Source organism: Pseudoalteromonas sp. McH1-7, assembly GCF_013366255.1.
Lineage (GTDB): Bacteria > Pseudomonadota > Gammaproteobacteria > Enterobacterales > Alteromonadaceae > Pseudoalteromonas > Pseudoalteromonas peptidolytica.
On the sequence record NZ_JABWPQ010000015.1, the window covers coordinates 1 to 21,327 of the forward strand.

Here is a 21,327-nt window from a genome sequence, read left to right on the forward strand (position 1 = left end):
AATTTTGATTTTCTTTCGAAGTATTCAAACTCAAGTTTTATTTGACTCCCGACTCGTTGGCTCGTTGCTTTTCAGCGCCGCTCCCCGTGTCGGTGGATGCGCATTATAGGGAGATCCGATTTAAGTGCAACCCTTTTTTTAAAGAAAATTGCAAAAAACCCGCCGTTCGAACAAAAAACACACAAAACCTATTAAAATCCATACTAATGAAATGTTTCCTTCATAAAACTGTCACCCATTTCTTTAGAGGGATCATAAGTATTGATCAAATTTGCTAGGATGCAAGATACAACTGAATAATTTTTCAGCTGTATCTCAAGACTCGATTAGCTTCGCTTTTTAGTACAGGAGGCTATATAGTTTTCGACGGTACTGTGAAGCAACACTATCGCCATCTGGAAGTGAAGCGATAATATCTAAAAACCCCTTTTTTGCTTCACCAAAGTTCATGTCTTTCTTAAGTACCACCAGTAAACTTGCCAATGCCTCTTCTGTTTTACCTACATCTAGCTGAGCTTGAGCTAACTGGCAACGTAAGTCCAAAGATTCTGGTTCAGCCACCAATGCTTGCTCTAGGCGTCTTACCTCTGGTGAATCCTGTGCTGCCGTAGCTTGCGCTAGTTTGGCAACTAAATTGTGGTAATAAGGGTCTCGTTCTTCGTCATTAATGGAATCTAACAGAGCCTGCGCTTCATCAAATTTTTTAATTTGTATGCAGATATCGGAAAACACCAATTTGACTCGAGTATTTCTACTATCGATGTCATACGCTTTTTTCGCATACACAAAGGCATTGTTTAGATCATCTTCTGCTAAAAATTGCTTAGCTTGGTCTAGTAATATTAGTTCAGGCGATGGTAAGTGAGCCGACAACGCTTCTTTTATTTCTTCTTCAGTTTTTACACCTGGTAACATATCGACCGGTGCTCCACCTTTTAAAACCACGATGGTAGGTAAAGCTTGTAAGCCAATTTGTTGAGCAAGCTGAGAGGCTAGAGCTTGCTGAACATCACAATCAATAACACCAATCGTGATATGCTCACTATATGTCGCAGCAATCCCCTCTAATATTTGGTCCTGCTGAACACATTCGGGATTTTGGCCACTATAAAATGTCAACAGTAGCACTTTCTCAGGGTTTGGGTCTGTTATTACTTGCTGAATATTTTCAGGGGTAAGTTGGATTTTATTGCTCATGCTCTGTTATCTGTATAAATAGTTAATATGGTTGATATAGTGGCAATATCTGAATTTACAACTACGAGCATAAACAATTATGTAGAGCTTGGCTTTCTCTTTCGAGTAAATTTCCTCTTTTTTCCTCCGCGCTTTTTCAATGCCATTGTCGGTACTTCTTTTAGCGCAGTTATATTTATAGACTGAGCACTATTAATAAAAACACTCAGCTCGTCACGAAGTGGCTGCATAAATTGGTTATAGGAGGTTTCTTTGTTGGCAATCTTTCCAAGCAATGATTCCCAAAGCGCAGTCCTATCTGGTAATGAGAGCGACTCTGGTAAAGTTTGAATAAATGCTTTGCCAAGCGCCGTAGAGTATATCGTTTTACCGTCTCGTCGCAGAAACTGCCTTTTAAATAATAACTCAATGATCCCAGCTCGAGTTGCTTCTGTTCCAAGTCCATCCGTATCTTTCAATACCTTTTTAATTGATTGATCAGATACAAACCGTGCAATGCCTGTCATTGCACCAAGTAGACTTGCTTCAGTGTAATGTTTTGGCGGCTGAGTTTGCTTTTCTTTCACCTCTCCTTTGTCACATAGTAGCGGCTCCCCTATTTGCAACTCTGGTAAAAGACTTTCCTTCTCTGTTTCTGGTTTTCTATATAGAACTTTAAAACCTTTATCTATTACTTGCTTGGCTTGTGCTTTGAATTGGCCTCCACCGATCTCTAATTCAACCTGAGTTTCATTGTAGCGATATGGGTGAAAGAATTGCGCTAAGTATTGTATCGAGATAAGTTGATAAACTTGCAGTTCTTGATAACCAAGCTGCGCACTGCGAAGCTTTTTAGTAGTTGGAATGATCGCGTGATGCGCTTCGACTTTTTTATCATTCCAGCACGCTCCTTTTTGGCTCATGTCTGCTAACTTAACGTATTTGCTTTCCAACCCCTGATTATGTTCTGCCGCGCAAACCACTTGCTCTCTTTCAGCAAAGTGCTCTTTTGGTAGATAACGGTTATCTGATCTGGGGTATGTGATCAGTTTATGTTTCTCATAGAGTGTTTGACAAATATCTAGCACTTGCTGAGCAGATAAACCATAGCGTTTATTTGCATCAATCTGTAAAGAAGAAAGGTTGTAGGGTAATGGTGGATTTATCTTTTTGGGTTTTGTTTCAACTTGCTTTACCGTTGCTTGCTTTTTATTGATCCGAGCAGCGACATTTTCGGCCAAAGCTTTTACCAAGACACGTCCATCTTCATCCATATAAGGCTTACATGCTTCACTTGGCACCCACTTAGCTTCAAAAATTCCCCAATCCGGTTTATTGATGTGTGCAATCACTTCATAAAAGGGTTTAGATACAAAGCTCTCAATTTCGAGATCCCTTCTAACAACCAAGCCGAGTACCGGAGTTTGCACTCTGCCAACCGACAAAACAGTATTCACACCCGCTTTTTGCCCAGCCAACGTAAATGCTCTGGTTAGATTCATACCAAAGAGCCAATCGGCTCGAGCTCTTGCAAGCGCAGACACACTTAAAGGGATAAATTCTTGGTTGGAACGTGTTGAGGCCAGTGCCTTTTTCACGGCTTGTGGATTCAAGTCACTGATCAACAAGCGTTGAATCGTTGCTCTTTTTTGCTCTGGCAGCGATACGTATTGAAATACTTCGTCTACAAGCAACTGCCCTTCTCTATCGGGATCTCCTGCATGATATATTTCGTCAGCTTTTGTGAGTAATCGTTTTAATGTAGTAAGCTGCTTTTTTGTTTTAGCTTTTGCTTTAAACTGCCATTGCGCTGGCATGATTGGTAGATCATGAAACTGCCACTTTTTATACTTAGCGTCATAATCTTCAGGCTCAGCTTGCTCAAGTAAGTGGCCAATACACCAAGAAACCACGTCACCGTTGGCAAGCTCTATGTATCCATCTTGTTTTTTGTGAGGTTTTGGCAAAACATCTGCAATTGCTCTGCCTAAGGAAGGTTTTTCAGCGATATATAGTTTCATGATTATATTAACTGTATATAGATACAGTTAATATAATCAATTTTTTCGAGAAAGGCCATAACTATCAAGTGACTGCTACAACCTTCCACGATTAGCTTTACTTAAGTTCTCAACAAGTTCAACTGCTTATGCTTTTGCTCAACTATTTGTGTCATAGAACTTGCAGCTAGCTCTACTTCATCCGCAAATTGAGATAGCTCTGCCGCCGCATCTGAGATCCCTGTGGTATTTGTGTTAATTTCCTCCGTAACCATACTTTGCTCCTCTGCTGCTGTCGCTATCTGAGTTACTTCGTTAGAAATGCTGGTAAGCTCTCCTACTAGTGTGCTCATTAACCGCGCTGACTCTTGGCAGTAACTCACTGCGTCTTCGCCTAATTTTACAGAGCTTTCAATTATTCGACCGGAATTTGCAACTTCGCTTTGCAAGTTATCTATAAGCTTACTTATATCATCTGTTGACGCTTGAGTTTTCGATGCCAAAGCTCTAACTTCATCAGCAACAACCGCAAAGCCACGCCCCTGCTCTCCTGCTCTCGCGGCTTCAATTGCCGCATTCAAAGCAAGCAAGTTAGTTTGTTCAGCGATTGCTCTGATCACTTCGAGTATTTTTGAAATATCATCGCTACGTTCCGATACTTTAACCACAGCTTGTTTTGCATCAATAACTTGATCCGCCATTGATTGTACGGTTTCAGTCGTTTTAATAATGCTTTGCTCGCTTTGTTGAACTTGGTCTGCCGCTTGGTTAGTACTGGCTGCCGCCTTCTCGGACGCCCTTGCGACCTCTGAGGCTGTCGCACTTAATTCGTTAATCGCGGTTACAACGCTGTCGATTTCTAAATGCTGATTCGCGACTTTATTTTTGATATTAATAGCAGCTTCTGTAGTGCGATGAGACTGTTCATAAGAAGACTCCGCAAGCCCTTTAAGATCATCAATCATATTTCTGAGCTTTTCGGTAAAGCGATTAAAGCCTTGAGCTAATGCGATAAGCTCTGCATGATGGCTCACTTCTAATTCGTGCGTTAGATCTCCCTCGCTAGATGCTAAGTTCTCTACCCGTTTTTGAATATGAGTCAAAGGACCAATAATCGTGTTAACCAATACAAATGCAATCGCGATCCCTATTGCTGCGATCACCACTCCAATTGTCAGCATCCAGCGTCCTACAGAGTTAGCTGACTCCTCTAATTGACTTTGCAAAGTAGTAGCAGACTCGAGTGCTATCGCTTTTGGTAATTCAATGACCAAAGACCAGGTTGTATTAGGTAACTTGATATTGATTGGCACGGATACAACCAAGTCATTCTCTAAATCTTCAATACCAGATCCTTTGTGTAGCGACTGTAAAACGTCAGCGCGCTCGGTAGTTGTTGACTCGGCCAGTGGACGTGCAAGCTTGTCATAATGACTGGATCCGACCACAAGACCTAAATCACTCAGCAAGGTTACTTTAGCTGCTCCCGAATAAAGCGACTCAGATAGCTCGTCAACCAGCGTCTGGAAAATAGGCAAATTAACATCCACGCCGACCAAGCCTTTAAATTGACGATTAACAACAACAGGGACTGTAAGCGAGGTCATTAGCATCTCATTGCCCGCTGATATTTCATATAAATATGGCTCCATGATACATGGCGCCACTTTATCTTTTGCACAGAGATACCACTCAGCTTCACGCAAACCAAATTCGTTGATGTTATCAAGGTACTTTGCTTCAGCTGACTCAACTTTTTGTTGCACAGGTCCTGTAGATTCTTGTGTAAAATAAAGCTCCAATGTTCCGGATTTAACGACTGAATGTGAAGCGCCTTCCGTAAAGCGAGTATCATCACCGTCATAACCGTTCGGCTCAAATTGTGCGTACATGGAAGAGACGAACCTATTTTGCTCTAGTGCACCAAATACCACTTCTTGAACTTGCTCTCGACTCAGTGGGTTTTCCTTGGAAGTATGGGACAATATCCCAGCCAAAGTATAGGGTACTCTATAGGCTTCATTAACAAACCCTGATACCCTTTGACCATATTGGTTGGCTTTTGCTACCAACCCTTGAGAAATTTCATCGTATATTGCTTGTTGAACTCCTTTGCTCTGCTTTGCATTTTCCTCCGCTAGATGAAACCACATCGTTGCCACTAATATAACAACTAAACTCGTTACTAATACTGTTACAAAAAATAAGAGTTTGTTTTTAATTGAAGCTTGTTTCATAACATTCCCAATTTTCAGCGTTTACATGCAAACAAATTGCACCATACATTCTTCTTAACTTGATAAAAATAGTTAACCTGAGCGCCGCACAATCAAAGCTTTCTAGTCGCCAGTTTTGTAAAAGCAATGAATTGAACATTTTTACCTGAACCACAAGTTACCCATATGTATTCTTATCGGCAAGTATGAAGTCTTGTTTAACTGTAGCAAAAAATTAATAACGCACCGAGAATTATGCAGCTAAAAATACTACTTATTTGAAAGTAACGTATTGACTAGTAAATAGAAGATACATTTGAAACTGCTAAAGTTTAGCGCAACGCCAAAGGAGAGAAGATAATTTATTTTAGTATGCTCGCCATGGCATTTAGACCAAGAGGCTCCTTTTCAAGCAGTCTCTTGGAGTAAATGCCATTGATAGAAGCTGGTGGATGCTAAAAGTAGTGCCTAAGCACTACTTTTTTATTTTATCCTTACCCGTTGTTTTTTCATTACTAGGTAATCTGTGATGAATGGCCGACTTTATCAACATATAGCCTGAAATAGGGGCAGTAAGTAGCAAGAATATAGAAATTAGAATTTCTTTCACACTAATACCATCCGATGTTGTACTAAAATATACCATTGCAGAGGTTAGTAAGCATGCCATCCCTAACGTTGTTGCTTTTGTCGGGCCATGAAGGCGCATAAAAAAGTCAGGCATCTTCACCAGTCCAATTGAACCGACCAGTACAAAGGAACCTCCAAGTAACAATAATATAGAAATAATCCACTCTGACATTCTGTTGCCGCTCCTATTCAATAATGTCGCCACGTAACAAGTATTTACATACAGCTACTGTGCTCACAAAACCCAACATTGCAATCAGCAAGGCCGCTTCAAAGTAAAGTGCGGTCCCCATACTCATGCCGTACAAAATAATCAATGCAATTGTATTGATATACATTGTATCAAGCGCCAAGATCCTATCGGGAATAGATGGCCCGACAACTAACCGCCAAAGGTTCAGTAATAGAGACACACCTATCATAGCGAAGACAATGAGAATTACCGTTTCTAACATTCAAAGATCTCCTTTAAAGGCTTTTCATAGCGCGATTTTATGGTGTCAATCAGTAACTGCTCATCTTTAAGATCAAGTACATGTATCAACAGGTACTTACGTTCTGAATGCTGTTTATCTCCCAGCGACTCAGGCCATGGATATACTTCTGCGCTTACGGTACCCGGCGTTAACGATACCGTGCTGGCTAAAATAGTGATGGGCATCGCTTGGTCAATGTCAAGCGGTACTAATACAAAGCCTGGCTGTAACTTTTTTGTTGGTCCTAAGATTTTTATCGCTACTTCTACATTTGCAGTGATAATGTCGTATAAAACCAGCAGCAAATGAGTAACTGCACGCCAAGGTCTTATTATTAACGGTTGTTTTGTTCTGAAGCGATAGGTGATTAGCGGGATAACTATCGCCAGTATGGTGCCCAAAATAATGTGTCCAGCTGAAACACTGTTATTCAGCAATAGCCACACCAAAAAGAGTAGCAAACTGCGAAACGGCGTAGGTAGCCATTTAAATCGAGCTTCTAATCGCATTTATTTCGCTCCTTTTAACACTGCATTTGTCATGCTAGAAAAGTCATGCAAAGAATTTGCTGCTGAGAGTGCATAGTCAGTCAACGACCCAGCAAAAATGACCATTAATGGAGCACAAGTGATAAGTACAAGCACTGCGACTATTTGCGCTGGATGCGCGTTTTCAGCAGAATGTGTATCCGCTTTACCTGTATGATGCCAAAACACTGTACTACCAGCTTTAGAGACACTGACCAAGACGGCCAAACTGACCAACAAGTACACTCCCCAGAACCAGTAAGTGTGACTCGATTCAAGCGTTGATTTTAAGATCCATACTTTGCCGATGAAGCCTGATAATGGTGGCATACCGATAACAGTAATTGCTGCGATAGCAAAGAAGATACCGAGCAACATGGGTTGAGATACAGGACGACCAGCGGTTATTCTATCTCCGACTTTCCCTCTTTGTTTGCCAATTAAATCGGCGATCAAAAAGAGTGCTGCTGACACTAAGGTTGAGTGCACCAGATAGTAAATTGCGGCGGCGCTACTATTTACTGATTGTACCGCCACTAATGCCACCAAAGTGCCGACAGACACTACTACCAAATTCGCTGACAATTTACGTAAATCTTGACTTGCAAGTACACCTATTCCACCCATGATTATCGTTGCTAATGCAAGCCACCACAGCCACTCTTGCGCCATGTGGCTTAACTCACCTGCCTGGTCTCCAAATACTAAGGTATAAACGCGCATCATCGAATATACGCCCACTTTTGTCATTATGGCGAACAGTGCTGCAACAACCGGCAATGCCGTGGCATAAGTATTAGGTAACCAGAGATGTAGCGGTAACAATGCACCTTTGAGAGCAAATACGACAAGTAGCAGAAGGCCGCCAATTTTTGCAAGATATACATCATCGCCCTGCAAGAAAGTGATTTTATATGCCATATCAGCCATGTTAAGCGTGCCCAGCACACCATACAAAATGCCTAAGGCAATCAAAAATACCGAAGAGCCAACTAAATTTAGAATAACATATTGTAACGAGGCGCGCGTATTGTGCTTGTCGCCTCCATGCATCAGCAAGGCATAGGAAGCAATCAACAAAATTTCAAAAAATACGAATAAATTGAATGCGTCACCAGTTAAAAACGCACCATTTACGCCCATCACTAAAAAATGCAGCAATGGATGGAAGAAGCTGCCCTTTTCATCATCTCCAGCACAGCTATATAGTGAGCAAACGAAACAAAGCAGCGCTGTTAAACTTACCAACAAAGCCGAGAGCTGATCTGCAACTAACACGATACCAAATGGGGCTTGCCAGTTGCCTATTGCATAAACTTGAATTCCAGTCTGATCCACATGCAGTAAAAGCGACACGCATACTGCAAATGTAACCAATGACATAATTACGGAAACTTTACGTCTAATGTCTACATTTTTTCCACAAGGAGGCATAAGCAGGATCACCCCTGCTAGCATTGGCAATAATACCGGTAAAGAGGTCAAATGTTGGATCATGCTTTACCCTTTTTCTCAGGAACAATGCCATTGACGTGGTCATTCCCCAAATCAGAACGCCCACGGATAGCTAAAATCACTACAAACGCAGTCATCGCAAAACCGATAACGATAGCCGTAAGCACTAAAGCTTGTGGTAATGGATCTGCATAATCACTACTGTAACCAAGCACAGCTGCCTTATTTAATGTTAACCGGCCTGATGCAAACAAGAATAAATTAACGGCATAGGACAACATCGTTAAGCCCAGTACCACAGGGAATGTTCTTGCTCTTAAAATTAAAAATACGCCGCAGGCAACTAACAGGCCTACGCACGATGCGTATAGCAATTCCATTATATATTCACCTCTTCTTTAGGCGCATTTGCCGTTACTTTTCCTAGGCTTGCCAAAATCATTAATGTTGCACCAACCACTGTTATGTAAACACCGAGGTCAAACGCAATCGCGCTGGCAAGTTCAGTTTTACCAACCAGAGGTATATCAAAATAATCAAACCAAGATGTTAAGAATGGGCGGTCAAAGAACCAACTCCCCACACCAGTTGCGAGTGAAATAGCGATACCCGTTGCGATAATCTTTCGATAATTCACATCAAAGCGCTCAGCTATCCAATTTGAGCCATGTGCAATGTACTGCAAAATAAAGGCTATTGCGGTAACAAGCCCTGCGATAAATCCACCACCAGGCAGGTTGTGGCCACGCAAGAAAATATAAACCGACACAAGTAACGCAAGCGGCAATAGGCTTTGTGAGATACTTGCTAGCAATAAAGGATACTTCTCTTTAGCCCAAGGCCTACCCTCACTATCGCTACCAGGCATAAATAGTGGAAGATTAATAAGCAATTTATAAATGCCAAGTGCCGCGATACCTAGTACTGTAATTTCGCCCAGCGTATCAAAACCACGGAAGTCCACTAAGATGACGTTAACAACATTCGTACCGCCACCGCCTACTTTCGCGTTTGCGATAAAGAACTCTGAAATACTATCCAGAGGCCTTGTGATCAACGCATAACTAATGCTCCCGATGATCACACCAATGGCTGAAGCTATCCCTAAATCACGTAACACCCGAATAGAGCTAGACTCTTTTGGCGTCCTTTGTGGTAAGAAGAATAACGCCAGCATTAGTAGAATTATAGTTACGACCTCTACTGTTAACTGAGTTAAGGCTAGATCAGGAGCTGAGAAACGCGTAAAGGCAACCGATACCATTAAACCAACGACAGAAATCATTAATAGTGCGACCATACGAGTACGGTGCCAAATCACGGTTCCTATCGCACCAATCATTAATAACCCTGCACCAATCGCATTGTGAACATCAATGGGCGTTGGCTCCATATTTCCAACCAGCTGCGACATTTCAAATAATGGCCAACCAGCACTTACTAGCACTACAATGAACATCAGCATTAAGTAACGCTGAAGTGAGCCATTTTCAATTGCGTTGATGCGTGCACGGCTCCATGAAACAATATTGTACATGGTACGCTCAAAGACTTTTTTGGCATTCATCGGTGGCAGTGAAGCTTGGAATTGAAATAGATATTTACGTTGTGTGTAAATGAATAAGCCACCGCAAACAGCTAAACCACTCATTAATAAAGGCAGATTAAAACCATGCCAGATTGCAATCTCAAACACAGGCGCGGCTTCGCCAAGTACAGCACTTGATGCCGTTTTCAACATTCCGTCCACAACAAAATTTGGGAACATACCAACAATCAAGCACAATGCCACAAGTATTTCGATAGGAAAACGCATATACCTTGGCGCTTCATGTGGCTCTTTTGGTAAGTCAATAGGTTCACCGTTAAAGAAAACATCGTGAATAAACCGTGCTGAATATGCTACCGAAAACGCACCCGCAACTGTCGCCAAGATAGGTATCAACCAAGACATTGAACCAAGCAATTGCTGATGTAACGTTTCAGCAAAGAACATCTCTTTGGATAGGAAGCCATTCAATAAAGGAACTCCCGCCATAGCCGATGCCGCAACCATCGCCAACGTCGCAGTATATGGCATAAATCGCCACATACCATTGAGCTTACGCATATCACGAGTACCAGTCTCGTGATCGATGATTCCGGTAGCCATAAATAGCGATGCTTTAAATGTCGCGTGATTAATGATGTGGAATACCGCTGCAACTGTTGCAAGCTCAGTGTCTAAGCCGAGCAACAAAGTGATTAAGCCCAGGTGGCTAATCGTTGAAAACGCCAGAAGGCCTTTTAGATCATGTTTAAATAACGCAATATAGGCACCAACGAGCAGCGTTGCTAAGCCAGTTAAGCCTACGAGAATAAACCACAGCTCTGTACCCGCTAGCGCAGGATAAAAACGTGCTAGTAAGAATATACCAGCTTTTACCATAGTTGCAGAATGTAAATAGGCACTGACAGGTGTTGGCGCAGCCATCGCGTGTGGCAACCAAAAGTGAAATGGGAACTGCGCTGATTTTGTGAACGCACCGAGTAACACAAGGATCAAAGCAACTTCATACAAAGCATGTGATTGAATAAGCTCTCTGCTGGACAAGATAACATCAAGGTTATAGCTTCCAACAATATCACCGATGAGCATAAGGCCCGCAAGCAGTGCTAATCCGCCGCCGCCAGTAATCGCCAGTGCCATCTTCGCACCCTTACGCGCTTCAGATTTATGCCACCAATAGCTAATAAGTAAAAATGAGCTAATACTGGTAAGCTCCCAAAAGAGCCACAACTGCAACACATTATTGGACATTACAATACCAAGCATAGCTGTCATAAAGAGCATCAGATAAGCATACAGCTTGGGCATTGAGTCGTTGGCGCTTAGGTAATATCTGGCATAAAAGATAACCAGCATACCAATACCTAAGATCATAAAGACAAACAACAGTGCCAAGCCATCGAGTCTGAAGGCAATGTTGATATCGAGAAGCGGAACCCATTCGAATGTCGATCGAATAGTTTCTCCTGCAAAAACAGCAGGCGCATGGTCAATAGCGAGTAAAAGTGCCAATGCTGGCGCTACTAAGGTTATAGCAGTTGACTGATTACGAGAGAGCTTTCCCGTGAATGCAGAGATAAAACTGCCAATTAAGGATAGCAATGGTATCCAAAATAAAGTCATAGATGAAACCTTTTATTTGCGTCGTTATGGCTCGTTTCGGTTAACATGCTGATGCGCCCTCCAAGTTGGAGCAATCGGTACACGTTCACCACACGTACATGAACCCTGTTATACTTGATTAGTGTTTGAGTTGTCTAGGGTTTCACTTTCTAGCTGATGCTATTTTAGACAACCTTAACAAACTATTCAGAATAAATTCAAAATTATTCGGCAGAATTAACCGCTAAGTTATCTATGGAACGCTGTGAATTCAGCACTAAGAGCCATTTCTTGCGGTAGGTTTCATTTAATTTGATTGATTGATATTCAAGTAAAGAATGTACTTTAGATGGCTTGTATGACGGCAATTTACCATGCTCGCACGTGCGACTGGGCACCCAATTGTTTGGTGCTTGTTCACCAACGTAAAGATTTGGTGCCTTATGGCCTGAATTGGCGCATAACCATTTTGCCTTTTCAGTGGCGACAGGGTATTCATCCTCAAAACCGCTAAAGTGCATCAGCTCATGAATAAACGTGTTATAGGTACTATCAGGCGTTAAAGTCATCGTGTGATGACGTACATTAGCTAAACCATCACGAGCCATTAATACCAGATGGTCATAATGTGCAAAAGTATCGCTATTTTGCAATTTACATGTCGCAAAGCCGCGGTATTTCTCGCAGTTTAACTTTTCAGCAACATAAATCGGTCTTGATAGGCAATATACTCCCCTCTTTGGCTCTGGCCTTAGCTCGAAAGCACGCTTTAGCACCTGCAGATGATGCAGCCCCTTAAGATCACTGGCAATAAGTGCTAACGTAAACTGGCAAGATTGTGATCCCCATTGCATTTGAGAACTTAGTTGAAATGGCGCTAAAAGTGCACTTTGTGAAAATGAGCTAACTGGCTTACCGCGCCAAACTTGCAGCAAAGTAGTAAATTCCTCGCTCAATGTGTAACGAGTCGACAGCGCTTGTAATGTGTCAAAAGCCCCCTGCTTCACGATGTCGTGCAGCAGTGCCTGTCGTTGTGTTTGACTAAAACGCCCCCAAGCATCTAACAGAAAAAGCTCCGCTTTAATCATTTGACTAGCATCAAGTATTCTTTTAAGACGCTCAAATTCCCAATTAGGCTGCTGCAATCTCGCGATTGTGTTGAGTAATTTATCCGTTGCATGTTCTGGTGCGAGCTTGAACTTTGGGGCAATCTGAAAGTAGCTGGTGGGATTCGCCACTATGAGGCCAGATTGCTGCTCAGGCGACAGGTGTGCAAAGTTAGGGCTGCTAGAAACAAGCAGCCCTAATAAAATTGTTGATAGAAGAAAGTTAACTAGCGTCTTGTTCTTCATCTAAGCGAGCAAGCAAGTCAAGCTCTAAACGAGCATATTTATGCTCAACAAACTCAAAAACATTAGTCGCAAGCGCAAGTTTGAAATAATTAATGGCTGAAGCGGTATCTCCTGTCGCCTGAGCTTGCTTTGCCAAATAAAAATAGGCCTCACATAAACGTTGTGCGTATTCTTCTTGTGTACTTACACCTTCAGCAATTTGCGCCAAAAACTGTGGCTCAGACAAGGTGCCTAGATAAAGCTCCACGAGTTGAGAAGACCATTCATTTGGATCCAGTGACTCGCTATTCGCCGACAATGTTTGTTTTGCAAGCTCGGGATCCACTTGAGACTGAGCTAAGTACAACCACATTATCCGATATGCGTCTTTGGGCGCCCGTGCTAAAAATGCCTTAAAGTCTTGTACTGCTAATGCTGGTCTTTCGCCATAATATAGTGCAATACCTCGATTCAGGTAGGCGTACTCATGCTGTTCATCAAGCTCCAACACGGCATCAAACATTTCGTAGGCACGACCATAGTTTTGCTCTAACGTCTGGTGGATGCCCAAAAAGTTATACACCTCAGCCAAGTCAGGTTTAAGTTGCACCGCACGGTTAAAATCGATACGCGCAAGTGTCTGTAACCCTATGCTATCGTATAGCATACCCCTGTTATAAAGTAGCTGAGCACGCTGTTCTACCGCCATATCAGGCTGTAACAGTAGCTCGTTGAATCGAGCAATGGCAATTTCATTTCGAAAATTTGCCTGAAGTGGTACTGCAAGCGGAACATTTACAATGTTTTTAGTGGCCTCTGTCGGTGTGCTTTTACATCCAACCAGCCCTAATAGCATCAATGGCACAACTATATTCGCTAACTTCATTTCCTTCCTCATTCAATGGCATTCGCCCGTTTAGAGTTGCTATATCGGTTTGCTTAATTAAATTTTATATTTTAAAGCGATAAAATATTGCCAATAAAACCGCTTCCCAACTCAGCCAACGCCAAACTATCTTTGACCACATAAAAAAGCAATAGCGTTGCAACCTAATTACTCACTAAAAGCTCCTTTTACTCTGCTGACGTAAGCTCTCTCAAAATGAGCGAGTATTAAGCAAAATAGCATTACTAAATCACCAATATTACCTATTATACGATTTAGCTGTAACCTCTATAGACTAGGTAAAGTCTGTTTTGTTTCATTATTTTATATTAATTTGCTTAATTAAGTGAGCTATTTTGAGGTGCAAGAGCCATGTCGATAACATCGTTACCACCACTTATACCGGCAAGGTGCACTCATTATTATACCTATGATCTTAATTAAGAGGTCTATCTTGAGGCGAGAAAATCTCGTCAATCAGTAGGCAAAGATTTTGCTATTTAGTTGTTCTAAATAAGAATTTTTTAACGCTGTTAACATCATCTGCGCATAAAAAAGGGGCCATTCAGCCCCTTTCCACTTCTAATCTACGTAAAAAGTAATGTTTAAATTACTCTGCGCCTTCTTCTTTTGGCTGCTCAGCGTTAGACTCTAGTGCTTCTTTGATACTTAAACGTACACGACCTTGACGGTCTACCTCTAATACCTTAACTTTTACTTCTTGGCCTACAGTTAAGTGATCAGACACGTTATTTACACGCTCTGTGCTGATCTGTGAGATGTGTACTAAGCCATCTTTGCCAGGAAGTACATTAACGAAGGCGCCAAAGTCAACGATACGGATAACTTTACCAGTGTAAAGCGTACCTACTTCAAGTTCAGCTGTAAGGGCTTCGATACGTGAGATAGCTGCTTTTGCGCTATTACCATTCGTTGCAGCGATCTTGATTGTACCGTCGTCTTCAATTTCAATCGTTGTGTCTGTTTCTTCAGTAAGCTGACGAATTGTCGCACCACCTTTACCGATAACTTCAGCAATCTTCTTCGCTGGGATCTTCATCGTGTAGATACGTGGAGCAAATTCAGATAACTCTTCTGAAGGCGCAGCAATCGCTTGATCCATCACACCCAGGATGTGTAGTCGAGCCGCTTTCGCTTGGCGAAGTGCGATTTGCATGATTTCTTTGGTGATACCTTCAATCTTGATATCCATTTGTAGTGCAGTTACACCATTTGCTGTACCCGCTACTTTAAAGTCCATATCACCTAAGTGATCTTCGTCACCAAGGATGTCAGAAAGTACAACGAAATCTTCGCCTTCTTTTACTAGGCCCATCGCGATACCAGCAACTGACGCTTTAACTGGAACACCCGCATTCATCAGCGCAAGTGAAGTACCACATACTGATGCCATTGAAGATGAACCGTTTGATTCAGTGATCTCAGATACTACACGTACTGAATATGGGAATTCAGCTAGAGTTGGCATCACTGCCGCAATACCACGCTTAGCTAGATTACCGTGGCCGATTTCGCGACGCTTAGGAGAGCCTACAAAACCCGTTTCACCTACACAGAATGGAGGGAAATTATAGTGCAGCATGAAGTGATGCTTGTGAGTACCTGTTAGGTCATCTAGCATCTGCGCGTCACGCTCAGTACCAAGAGTTGCTGTTACAAGTGCTTGAGTTTCACCACGAGTAAAGATTGCAGAACCGTGAGTACGTGGCAGTACACCTGTCATTACGTCTAGTGCACGAACCATGTCTGGTTCACGACCGTCGATACGTTTTTCGCCAGCGATGATGCGGCTACGTACAATTTTCTTCTCAAGTGAGCTGAATTCTTTACCTACCACTTGCTCATCTAGTGACTCGCCTTCAGCAACTTCAGCGCCTAGTTTTTCAATAACTTCTGCTTTTGCTTCAGAAAGTGCTTCTTTACGTGCAACTTTGTCAGTAATACGGTAAGCATCACCTACTTTTTGTTCAGCGATAGCCGCAACTTTTTCGGTAAGTGTTAGGTCTTTTTCTGGTGCAGCCCAATCCCATGCAGCTTTACCAGCTTCAGCACGGAACTCTTCGATTGCTTTAATGATAGCTTGTGATTGCTCGTGGCCATAAACCACAGCGCCAAGCATTTCTTCTTCAGTCAGTACTTCAGCTTCTGATTCAACCATTAATACTGCGTTTTCAGTACCAGCAACAACCAAGTCAAGCTTACTTGTCTCTAGCTCTTTAAGAGTTGGGTTTAGTACATATTGACCGTCGATGAAACCAACGCGCGCTGCACCTAGAGGACCATTAAATGGAATACCCGAGATAGCAAGTGCCGCCGACGTACCAATTAACGCAACGATATCTGGTTGAATTTCAGGGTTTACAGAAACCACTGTCGCGATAACCTGAACTTCGTTCACGAAGCCATCTGGGAATAGAGGACGAATTGGACGGTCGATAAGACGAGCAGTTAATGTCTCACCGTCTGAAGGACGACCTTCACGCTTTAAGAAACCACCAGGGATACGACCCGCAGCATACATTTTTTCTTGGTAGTTAACAGTCAGCGGGAAAAAGTCTTGACCCGGTGCTGCTTCTCTTTTACCAACTACAGTAACAAGTACTGAAGTATCGCCAATGCTTGCAAGTACTGCGCCGTCAGCTTGACGCGCGATAGCACCTGTCTCTAGAGTCACCGTGTGTTGACCTAGTTGAAATTCTTTAATAATTGCTTGCACAATATTTTCCTTACTAAATTGTTTTTCAACGTCAACAGGGACCAATCACAGTCTTAAATAAACTCATCATAATTTATTTAAGCACTACAATTGGCAGACCAATTGACGCTTGTTTAAAAGTATTTTTAAACGGCTGTAAGTATACTGATAGAACAGCCACAAAAAAAGGGGCTAATTAGCCCCTTTTTTGCTGTTGGACAAATTTCCAACAAGAAATCAAAAATATTAGCGACGTAGGCCAAGCTCTTTGATTAGTGCAGCATAACGCTCAACGTTCTTACCTTTTAGGTAATCAAGAAGGTTACGACGCTGGCTAACTTTACGTAGAAGACCACGACGTGAGTGGAAATCTTGCTTGTGGTTAGCGAAGTGACCTTGTAGCTTGTTGATGTCAGCAGTTAGAAGTGCAACTTGTACTTCTGGTGAACCTGTATCACCTTCTGCACGTGCGAACTTTGCTACGATTTCTGCTTTTTCTTGATTGCTTAGTGACATAATAACTCCAAAATAAGTTTAGTAATGCTTTAGCCGATCACTAATTCAGCCAAAGCGGAAGCTGGCGGATTATATCAGTATAAACTTCCATTGCATAGGGGAAATGTTACTATGATTCTGTTTGAGCCGAAGACAGCGCCCGTTTTGCTTTCAATAACCCTTGTGGATTGCGCTCACCAATGCCAACAAATTTACCATCGGCAACTACTTTTACAATGCCATCAGGTAAGTTAGCGACTGTAACCGTTTGTCCGTGACCAAAAGCAATACCTTGTTCAGCGGTAATATCAACAACCGGCAGATCAACCAAAGCCGTATCCATTGGCAGTAATAATTCATCCAAATAGGTTGAAGGTGCTACCTCTTGTGCTCTAGCTTTCTCAAGTAAGGCTTCCAACTCAACTAAAGTAATCATTTTATCACTAGGATAATGACCAACCTCGCTGCGATGCAGCATAATCACATGGGCACCACACCCAAGCTTTTCTCCTAAATCATCGACAATAGTACGAATATAAGTGCCTTTAGAGACATGTACTGTCATTTGGATTTGTTGAGTTTGCTCGTCGTATTCATCTAACGTAAAGCGATAGACATTAATCTTGCGGCATTTTCGCGGAACTTCAATACCTTCTCGGGCGTATTTGTATAGCGGTTGGCCCTGATATTTGAGCGCCGAATACATTGAAGGGTACTGATCAGATTCCCCCAAGAAACTGGCAATCTCTCGTTCTAGCTGTTCAAGCGTTATGTCCACTGGCCGCGTTTCAACAATCTCACCATCAGAATCTGATGTCGTTGTGCGTTCCCCCAATTGTGCTCTCACTACATACGTTTTATCGGTATCTAGTAAAAACTGAGTGAACTTAGTTGCTTCACCAAAGCAAATTGGCAACATACCGGTTGCCAAAGGATCCAAAGCGCCGGTGTGACCCGCTTTTTGTGCAAAGAAAATGCCCTTCGCTTGCTGTAACGCTTTATTGGAGGAAATGCCTTGCGGTTTATTTAATAACAGGATGCCGTCAATCGCACGGCCTTTGGTGCGACGCGCCATTATTCTTCCTCTTGGTCTTTATCTCCAGACTCCGGACCACGCTTTGCGTTGTCTTCTCTGATCACAGAGTCAACCAAGTTAGAAATACGCATACCTTCCATTAACGAGTTATCGATAACGAATTTCAGTTCCGGCATAATACGAGCACGAATACGCTTGCCTAACAGTGAACGAATATAACCAGTTGCTTCATTCAAAATCGCAACGCTTTGTTTCGTTTTGTCTTCATCATTGGTATTTAATACAGTAATAAATACTTTTGCATAGGACAGGTCACGGGATACTTCAACAGCTGATACTGTTACCATGCCCAGTCTTGGATCTTTAATTTCGCGTTGTAATATCACCGCAATTTCTTTTTGAATCTGCTGTGCGACGCGATCTGTACGAGAAAATTCTCTCATTTTCACCACTTAAAATTTCAAAATCTATGAGATCACAAATGGGGGCTAGTGCCCCCATCTCAAGTATTTTAATAACTTACAATTAAAGCGTACGCTCTACCTGTACAGTTTCAAATACTTCGATTTGGTCACCGACTTTAACGTCGTTGTAGTTCTTAACACCGATACCACATTCCATACCGCTACGAACCTCAGAAACGTCATCTTTAAAGCGACGTAGTGACTCAAGTTCACCTTCATAAATAACTACGTTATCACGAAGTACACGGATTGGTGCGCTACGTTTAACTACACCTTCAGTTACCATACAACCTGCAACAGCACCGATCTTAGGTGACTTGAACACATCACGAACTTCAGCAAGACCAATGATCTCCTGCTTAAATTCAGGTGCAAGCATACCTGTCATTGCTTGTTTCACTTCTTCGATTAGGCTGTAGATAACGCTGTAGTAACGTAGATCTAGGCTCTCAGCTTCAATGACCTTACGAGCAGACGCATCTGCACGCACGTTAAAGCCGACGATAATAGCATTTGAAGCCGCTGCAAGGGTTGCGTCAGTTTCAGTAATACCACCAACACCAGAACCTACAATCTTCACTTTCACTTCATCTGTAGACAGTTTAGTCAATGAATCAGCGATTGCTTCAATTGAACCCTGAACGTCTGCCTTAAGAACGATATTAACTTCAGATACATCGCCTTCAGTCATGTTAGAGAACATGTTCTCTAGCTTCGCTTTTTGCTGACGAGCAAGCTTCACTTCACGGAATTTACCTTGACGGTATAGCGCTACTTCACGTGCTTTACGCTCATCACGAACTACCGTTGCTTCATCACCAGCCGCAGGAACACCTGATAAGCCTAGAATCTCTACAGGGATTGAAGGACCAGCAGTCTTGATTTCTTTACCATTTTCGTCGCGCATTGCACGAACGCGGCCATACTCTAGACCACACAGTACAATATCACCTTGATTTAAGGTACCAGATTGAACCAGTACTGAAGCAACTGGACCACGACCTTTATCAAGACGAGATTCAATTACCACACCCGATGCCATACCTTCTTTAGATGCTTGTAGCTCTAGTAGCTCAGACTGCATCAAGATAGCTTCAAGTAAGTCATCAATACCAAGACCTGTTTTCGCTGAGATATGAACAAACTGAGTTTCGCCACCCCAGTCTTCTGGGATAACATCTAGCTGAGCTAGCTCATTCTTAACGCGGTCAGGGTCAATACCTTCTTTATCCATCTTGTTTACAGCAACGATTAGAGGTACTTCCGCAGCTTTTGCGTGTTGTACCGCTTCTTTCGTCTGAGGCATTACACCATCGTCCGCTGCAACAACAAGTACAACGATATCTGTCGCTTTCGCACCACGAGCACGCATTGACGTAAACGCCGCATGTCCAGGAGTATCAAGGAAAGTAACCATGCCACTGTCTGTCTCAACGTGGTATGCACCGATGTGCTGCGTGATACCGCCAGCCTCACCGTCTGCAACTTTCGCTTTACGGATATAGTCAAGTGTTGACGTTTTACCGTGGTCAACGTGACCCATCACCGTTACTACTGGCGCACGAGGTTCAAGAGAACCTTCTTCGTTACGGTCACTTAGTACTTTTTCCTCTAGCTCATTCTCTTTTACTAGAACAACTTTGTGACCCATTTCTTCAGCAACTAGCTGCGCCGTTTCTTGATCGATCACTTGGTTAATCGTAACCATGTCACCCATCTTCATCATTGTTTTAACAACTTCGGCGCCTTTAACTGCCATGCGAGATGCAAGCTCTGCTACCGTGATTGTTTCACTGATACGAACTTCCTGCTTCACTTCTGCAGCTGGCTTTTGGAAGCCGTGTTGCAATGATGTAGGCGCTTTCAAGCGGCCTTTTTTGCCTTTGAGCTTTTTAGCATTTGCTTCAGCGGCTTCATCTTTTGCTGACTTTTTCTTCTTCTTACGACGTGCGCTCTTTTCTTCGCGTGCATCAGACTCATCTTCCGCTTCACGTGCGTAAGTTGAAGTTGTCAGGTGGTGATCTGCGCTTTCTTCGCGGCGAAGACGTTCCTCTTCTTCCGCTTTCCAACGAGCTTCATTTTCCTCAGCTAAACGACGAGCTTCTTCTGCTTGACGTTTTGCTTCCTCTTCTGCCTTTTTCAGGGCTGCTGCTTCTGCTTCTTGACGTAGACGTTCAGCTTCTTGACGTTCTTTAATTTGTTGCGCGCTATCCACTTCTTTACTCTGCTTATCTTTGGCTTGACGTTCAGCATCCGCTTTTCGCTTCGCCTCTTCTTTAGCTTTGCGCTCGGCTTCCTCGTTGGCCTTGCGTTCCGCTTCTTCGCGCGCGTTGCGCTCCGCTTCTTCTTTGGCCTGTTGCTCTGCTTGTTGCTGAGCCATTAACTCTGCTTCTTTGCGCGCAGCTTCCTCTGCAGCTAAGCGTTCTTGCTCTTTTTGCTGCTCGATTGCGCTCTTTTTAACGTAAGTGCGCTTCTTACGGACTTCTACAGATACAGACTTTGCTTTACCAGACGAGTTAACACTCAATGTGCTTTTACTCTTACGCTGTAGAGTCATACGCTCAGGACCGGTTGAACCAGTGCCACCGTGTTGCTTGCTCAAGTGATCAAGCAACGTCGCCTTTTCGGATTCAGTAACTTGGTCGCCCTCGGCTTTGGTGATCCCTGCATCTTTTAACTGTTGTAGTAATTTATCAACAGTTGTACCAATACTCTCGGCTAGTTTGTTAATGCTCACTTCTGCCATACGTGATGTTACCTCCGTTAAT

16 protein-coding genes are annotated in these 21,327 nt (G+C 42.8%); all 16 read right to left on the bottom strand.

Annotation, left to right across the window (positions count from 1 at the left end):
• Positions 1 to 339 precede the first annotated feature (339 nt).
• Positions 340 to 1,197 (bottom strand): tetratricopeptide repeat protein, encoded by an 858-nt coding sequence (locus HUZ36_RS11800; RefSeq protein WP_125252170.1) that lies wholly within the window; start codon positions 1,195 to 1,197, stop codon positions 340 to 342.
• Between the two features lie 77 nt (positions 1,198 to 1,274).
• Complete coding sequence (locus HUZ36_RS11805) at positions 1,275 to 3,197, bottom strand: DNA topoisomerase III (RefSeq protein ID WP_176032947.1); 1,923 nt, start codon at positions 3,195 to 3,197, stop codon at positions 1,275 to 1,277.
• A gap of 101 nt (positions 3,198 to 3,298) precedes the next feature.
• On the bottom strand, positions 3,299 to 5,413 hold the full coding sequence (locus HUZ36_RS11810) for a methyl-accepting chemotaxis protein (RefSeq protein WP_176032948.1): 2,115 nt from the start codon (positions 5,411 to 5,413) through the stop codon (positions 3,299 to 3,301).
• Positions 5,414 to 5,867: 454 nt separating this feature from the next.
• Positions 5,868 to 6,194, bottom strand: coding sequence for a Na+/H+ antiporter subunit G (locus HUZ36_RS11815; protein ID WP_128732073.1), 327 nt, complete (start codon positions 6,192 to 6,194; stop codon positions 5,868 to 5,870).
• Positions 6,195 to 6,207: 13 nt separating this feature from the next.
• Positions 6,208 to 6,477 (bottom strand): K+/H+ antiporter subunit F, encoded by a 270-nt coding sequence (locus HUZ36_RS11820; RefSeq protein ID WP_010370838.1) that lies wholly within the window; start codon positions 6,475 to 6,477, stop codon positions 6,208 to 6,210.
• Positions 6,471 to 7,007, bottom strand: a complete 537-nt coding sequence (locus HUZ36_RS11825) for a Na+/H+ antiporter subunit E (RefSeq protein ID WP_125252174.1) — start codon at positions 7,005 to 7,007, stop codon at positions 6,471 to 6,473. The genes HUZ36_RS11820 and HUZ36_RS11825 overlap by 7 nt, the downstream gene beginning before the upstream one ends.
• Positions 7,008 to 8,522 carry a monovalent cation/H+ antiporter subunit D gene (locus HUZ36_RS11830; protein ID WP_176032949.1) on the bottom strand — a complete coding sequence of 505 codons (1,515 nt, stop codon included), beginning with the start codon at positions 8,520 to 8,522 and terminating at the stop codon, positions 7,008 to 7,010.
• Positions 8,519 to 8,860, bottom strand: coding sequence for a Na+/H+ antiporter subunit C (locus HUZ36_RS11835; RefSeq protein WP_125252176.1), 342 nt, complete (start codon positions 8,858 to 8,860; stop codon positions 8,519 to 8,521). The genes HUZ36_RS11830 and HUZ36_RS11835 overlap by 4 nt, the downstream gene beginning before the upstream one ends.
• Complete coding sequence (locus tag HUZ36_RS11840) at positions 8,860 to 11,652, bottom strand: monovalent cation/H+ antiporter subunit A (RefSeq protein ID WP_125252177.1); 2,793 nt, start codon at positions 11,650 to 11,652, stop codon at positions 8,860 to 8,862. Before HUZ36_RS11840 ends, HUZ36_RS11835 begins: the two co-directional genes overlap by 1 nt.
• A 203-nt stretch (positions 11,653 to 11,855) precedes the next feature.
• On the bottom strand, positions 11,856 to 12,983 hold the full coding sequence (locus HUZ36_RS11845) for a hypothetical protein (RefSeq protein ID WP_176032950.1): 1,128 nt from the start codon (positions 12,981 to 12,983) through the stop codon (positions 11,856 to 11,858).
• Positions 12,961 to 13,848 (bottom strand): lipoprotein NlpI, encoded by an 888-nt coding sequence (gene nlpI / locus HUZ36_RS11850; RefSeq protein ID WP_176032951.1) that lies wholly within the window; start codon positions 13,846 to 13,848, stop codon positions 12,961 to 12,963. The genes HUZ36_RS11845 and nlpI overlap by 23 nt, the downstream gene beginning before the upstream one ends.
• Before the next feature lie 610 nt (positions 13,849 to 14,458).
• Positions 14,459 to 16,585 (bottom strand): polyribonucleotide nucleotidyltransferase, encoded by a 2,127-nt coding sequence (pnp, locus tag HUZ36_RS11855; RefSeq protein WP_176032952.1) that lies wholly within the window; start codon positions 16,583 to 16,585, stop codon positions 14,459 to 14,461.
• A gap of 225 nt (positions 16,586 to 16,810) precedes the next feature.
• On the bottom strand, positions 16,811 to 17,080 hold the full coding sequence (gene rpsO / locus HUZ36_RS11860) for a 30S ribosomal protein S15 (RefSeq protein WP_125252181.1): 270 nt from the start codon (positions 17,078 to 17,080) through the stop codon (positions 16,811 to 16,813).
• Positions 17,081 to 17,189: 109 nt separating this feature from the next.
• Positions 17,190 to 18,134 carry a tRNA pseudouridine(55) synthase TruB gene (gene truB, locus HUZ36_RS11865; protein WP_128732040.1) on the bottom strand — a complete coding sequence of 315 codons (945 nt, stop codon included), beginning with the start codon at positions 18,132 to 18,134 and terminating at the stop codon, positions 17,190 to 17,192.
• Positions 18,134 to 18,538: a 30S ribosome-binding factor RbfA gene (gene rbfA / locus HUZ36_RS11870; protein WP_128732041.1), complete on the bottom strand. Its 405-nt coding sequence runs from the start codon at positions 18,536 to 18,538 to the stop codon at positions 18,134 to 18,136. Before rbfA ends, truB begins: the two co-directional genes overlap by 1 nt.
• Before the next feature lie 82 nt (positions 18,539 to 18,620).
• Complete coding sequence (gene infB / locus HUZ36_RS11875) at positions 18,621 to 21,305, bottom strand: translation initiation factor IF-2 (RefSeq protein WP_125252184.1); 2,685 nt, start codon at positions 21,303 to 21,305, stop codon at positions 18,621 to 18,623.
• Positions 21,306 to 21,327: the final 22 nt, after the last annotated feature.

Excerpts from the sequence above, each read along its gene's own strand:
- HUZ36_RS11825 (WP_125252174.1), bottom strand. The coding sequence starts at position 7,007 with ATGCGATTAGAAGCTCGATTTAAATGGCTACCTACGCCGTTTCGCAGT.
- HUZ36_RS11845 (WP_176032950.1), bottom strand. The coding sequence starts at position 12,983 with ATGAAGAACAAGACGCTAGTTAACTTTCTTCTATCAACAATTTTATTA.
- HUZ36_RS11805 (WP_176032947.1), bottom strand. The coding sequence starts at position 3,197 with ATGAAACTATATATCGCTGAAAAACCTTCCTTAGGCAGAGCAATTGCA.
- HUZ36_RS11835 (WP_125252176.1), bottom strand. The coding sequence starts at position 8,860 with ATGGAATTGCTATACGCATCGTGCGTAGGCCTGTTAGTTGCCTGCGGC.
- HUZ36_RS11815 (WP_128732073.1), bottom strand. The coding sequence starts at position 6,194 with ATGTCAGAGTGGATTATTTCTATATTATTGTTACTTGGAGGTTCCTTT.
- HUZ36_RS11840 (WP_125252177.1), bottom strand. The coding sequence starts at position 11,652 with ATGACTTTATTTTGGATACCATTGCTATCCTTAATTGGCAGTTTTATC.
- HUZ36_RS11800 (WP_125252170.1), bottom strand. The coding sequence starts at position 1,197 with ATGAGCAATAAAATCCAACTTACCCCTGAAAATATTCAGCAAGTAATA.
- rbfA (WP_128732041.1), bottom strand. The coding sequence starts at position 18,538 with ATGAGAGAATTTTCTCGTACAGATCGCGTCGCACAGCAGATTCAAAAA.
- HUZ36_RS11820 (WP_010370838.1), bottom strand. The coding sequence starts at position 6,477 with ATGTTAGAAACGGTAATTCTCATTGTCTTCGCTATGATAGGTGTGTCT.
- truB (WP_128732040.1), bottom strand. The coding sequence starts at position 18,134 with ATGGCGCGTCGCACCAAAGGCCGTGCGATTGACGGCATCCTGTTATTA.
- HUZ36_RS11810 (WP_176032948.1), bottom strand. The coding sequence starts at position 5,413 with ATGAAACAAGCTTCAATTAAAAACAAACTCTTATTTTTTGTAACAGTA.
- infB (WP_125252184.1), bottom strand. The coding sequence starts at position 21,305 with ATGGCAGAAGTGAGCATTAACAAACTAGCCGAGAGTATTGGTACAACT.
- HUZ36_RS11830 (WP_176032949.1), bottom strand. The coding sequence starts at position 8,522 with ATGATCCAACATTTGACCTCTTTACCGGTATTATTGCCAATGCTAGCA.
- nlpI (WP_176032951.1), bottom strand. The coding sequence starts at position 13,848 with ATGAAGTTAGCGAATATAGTTGTGCCATTGATGCTATTAGGGCTGGTT.
- rpsO (WP_125252181.1), bottom strand. The coding sequence starts at position 17,080 with ATGTCACTAAGCAATCAAGAAAAAGCAGAAATCGTAGCAAAGTTCGCA.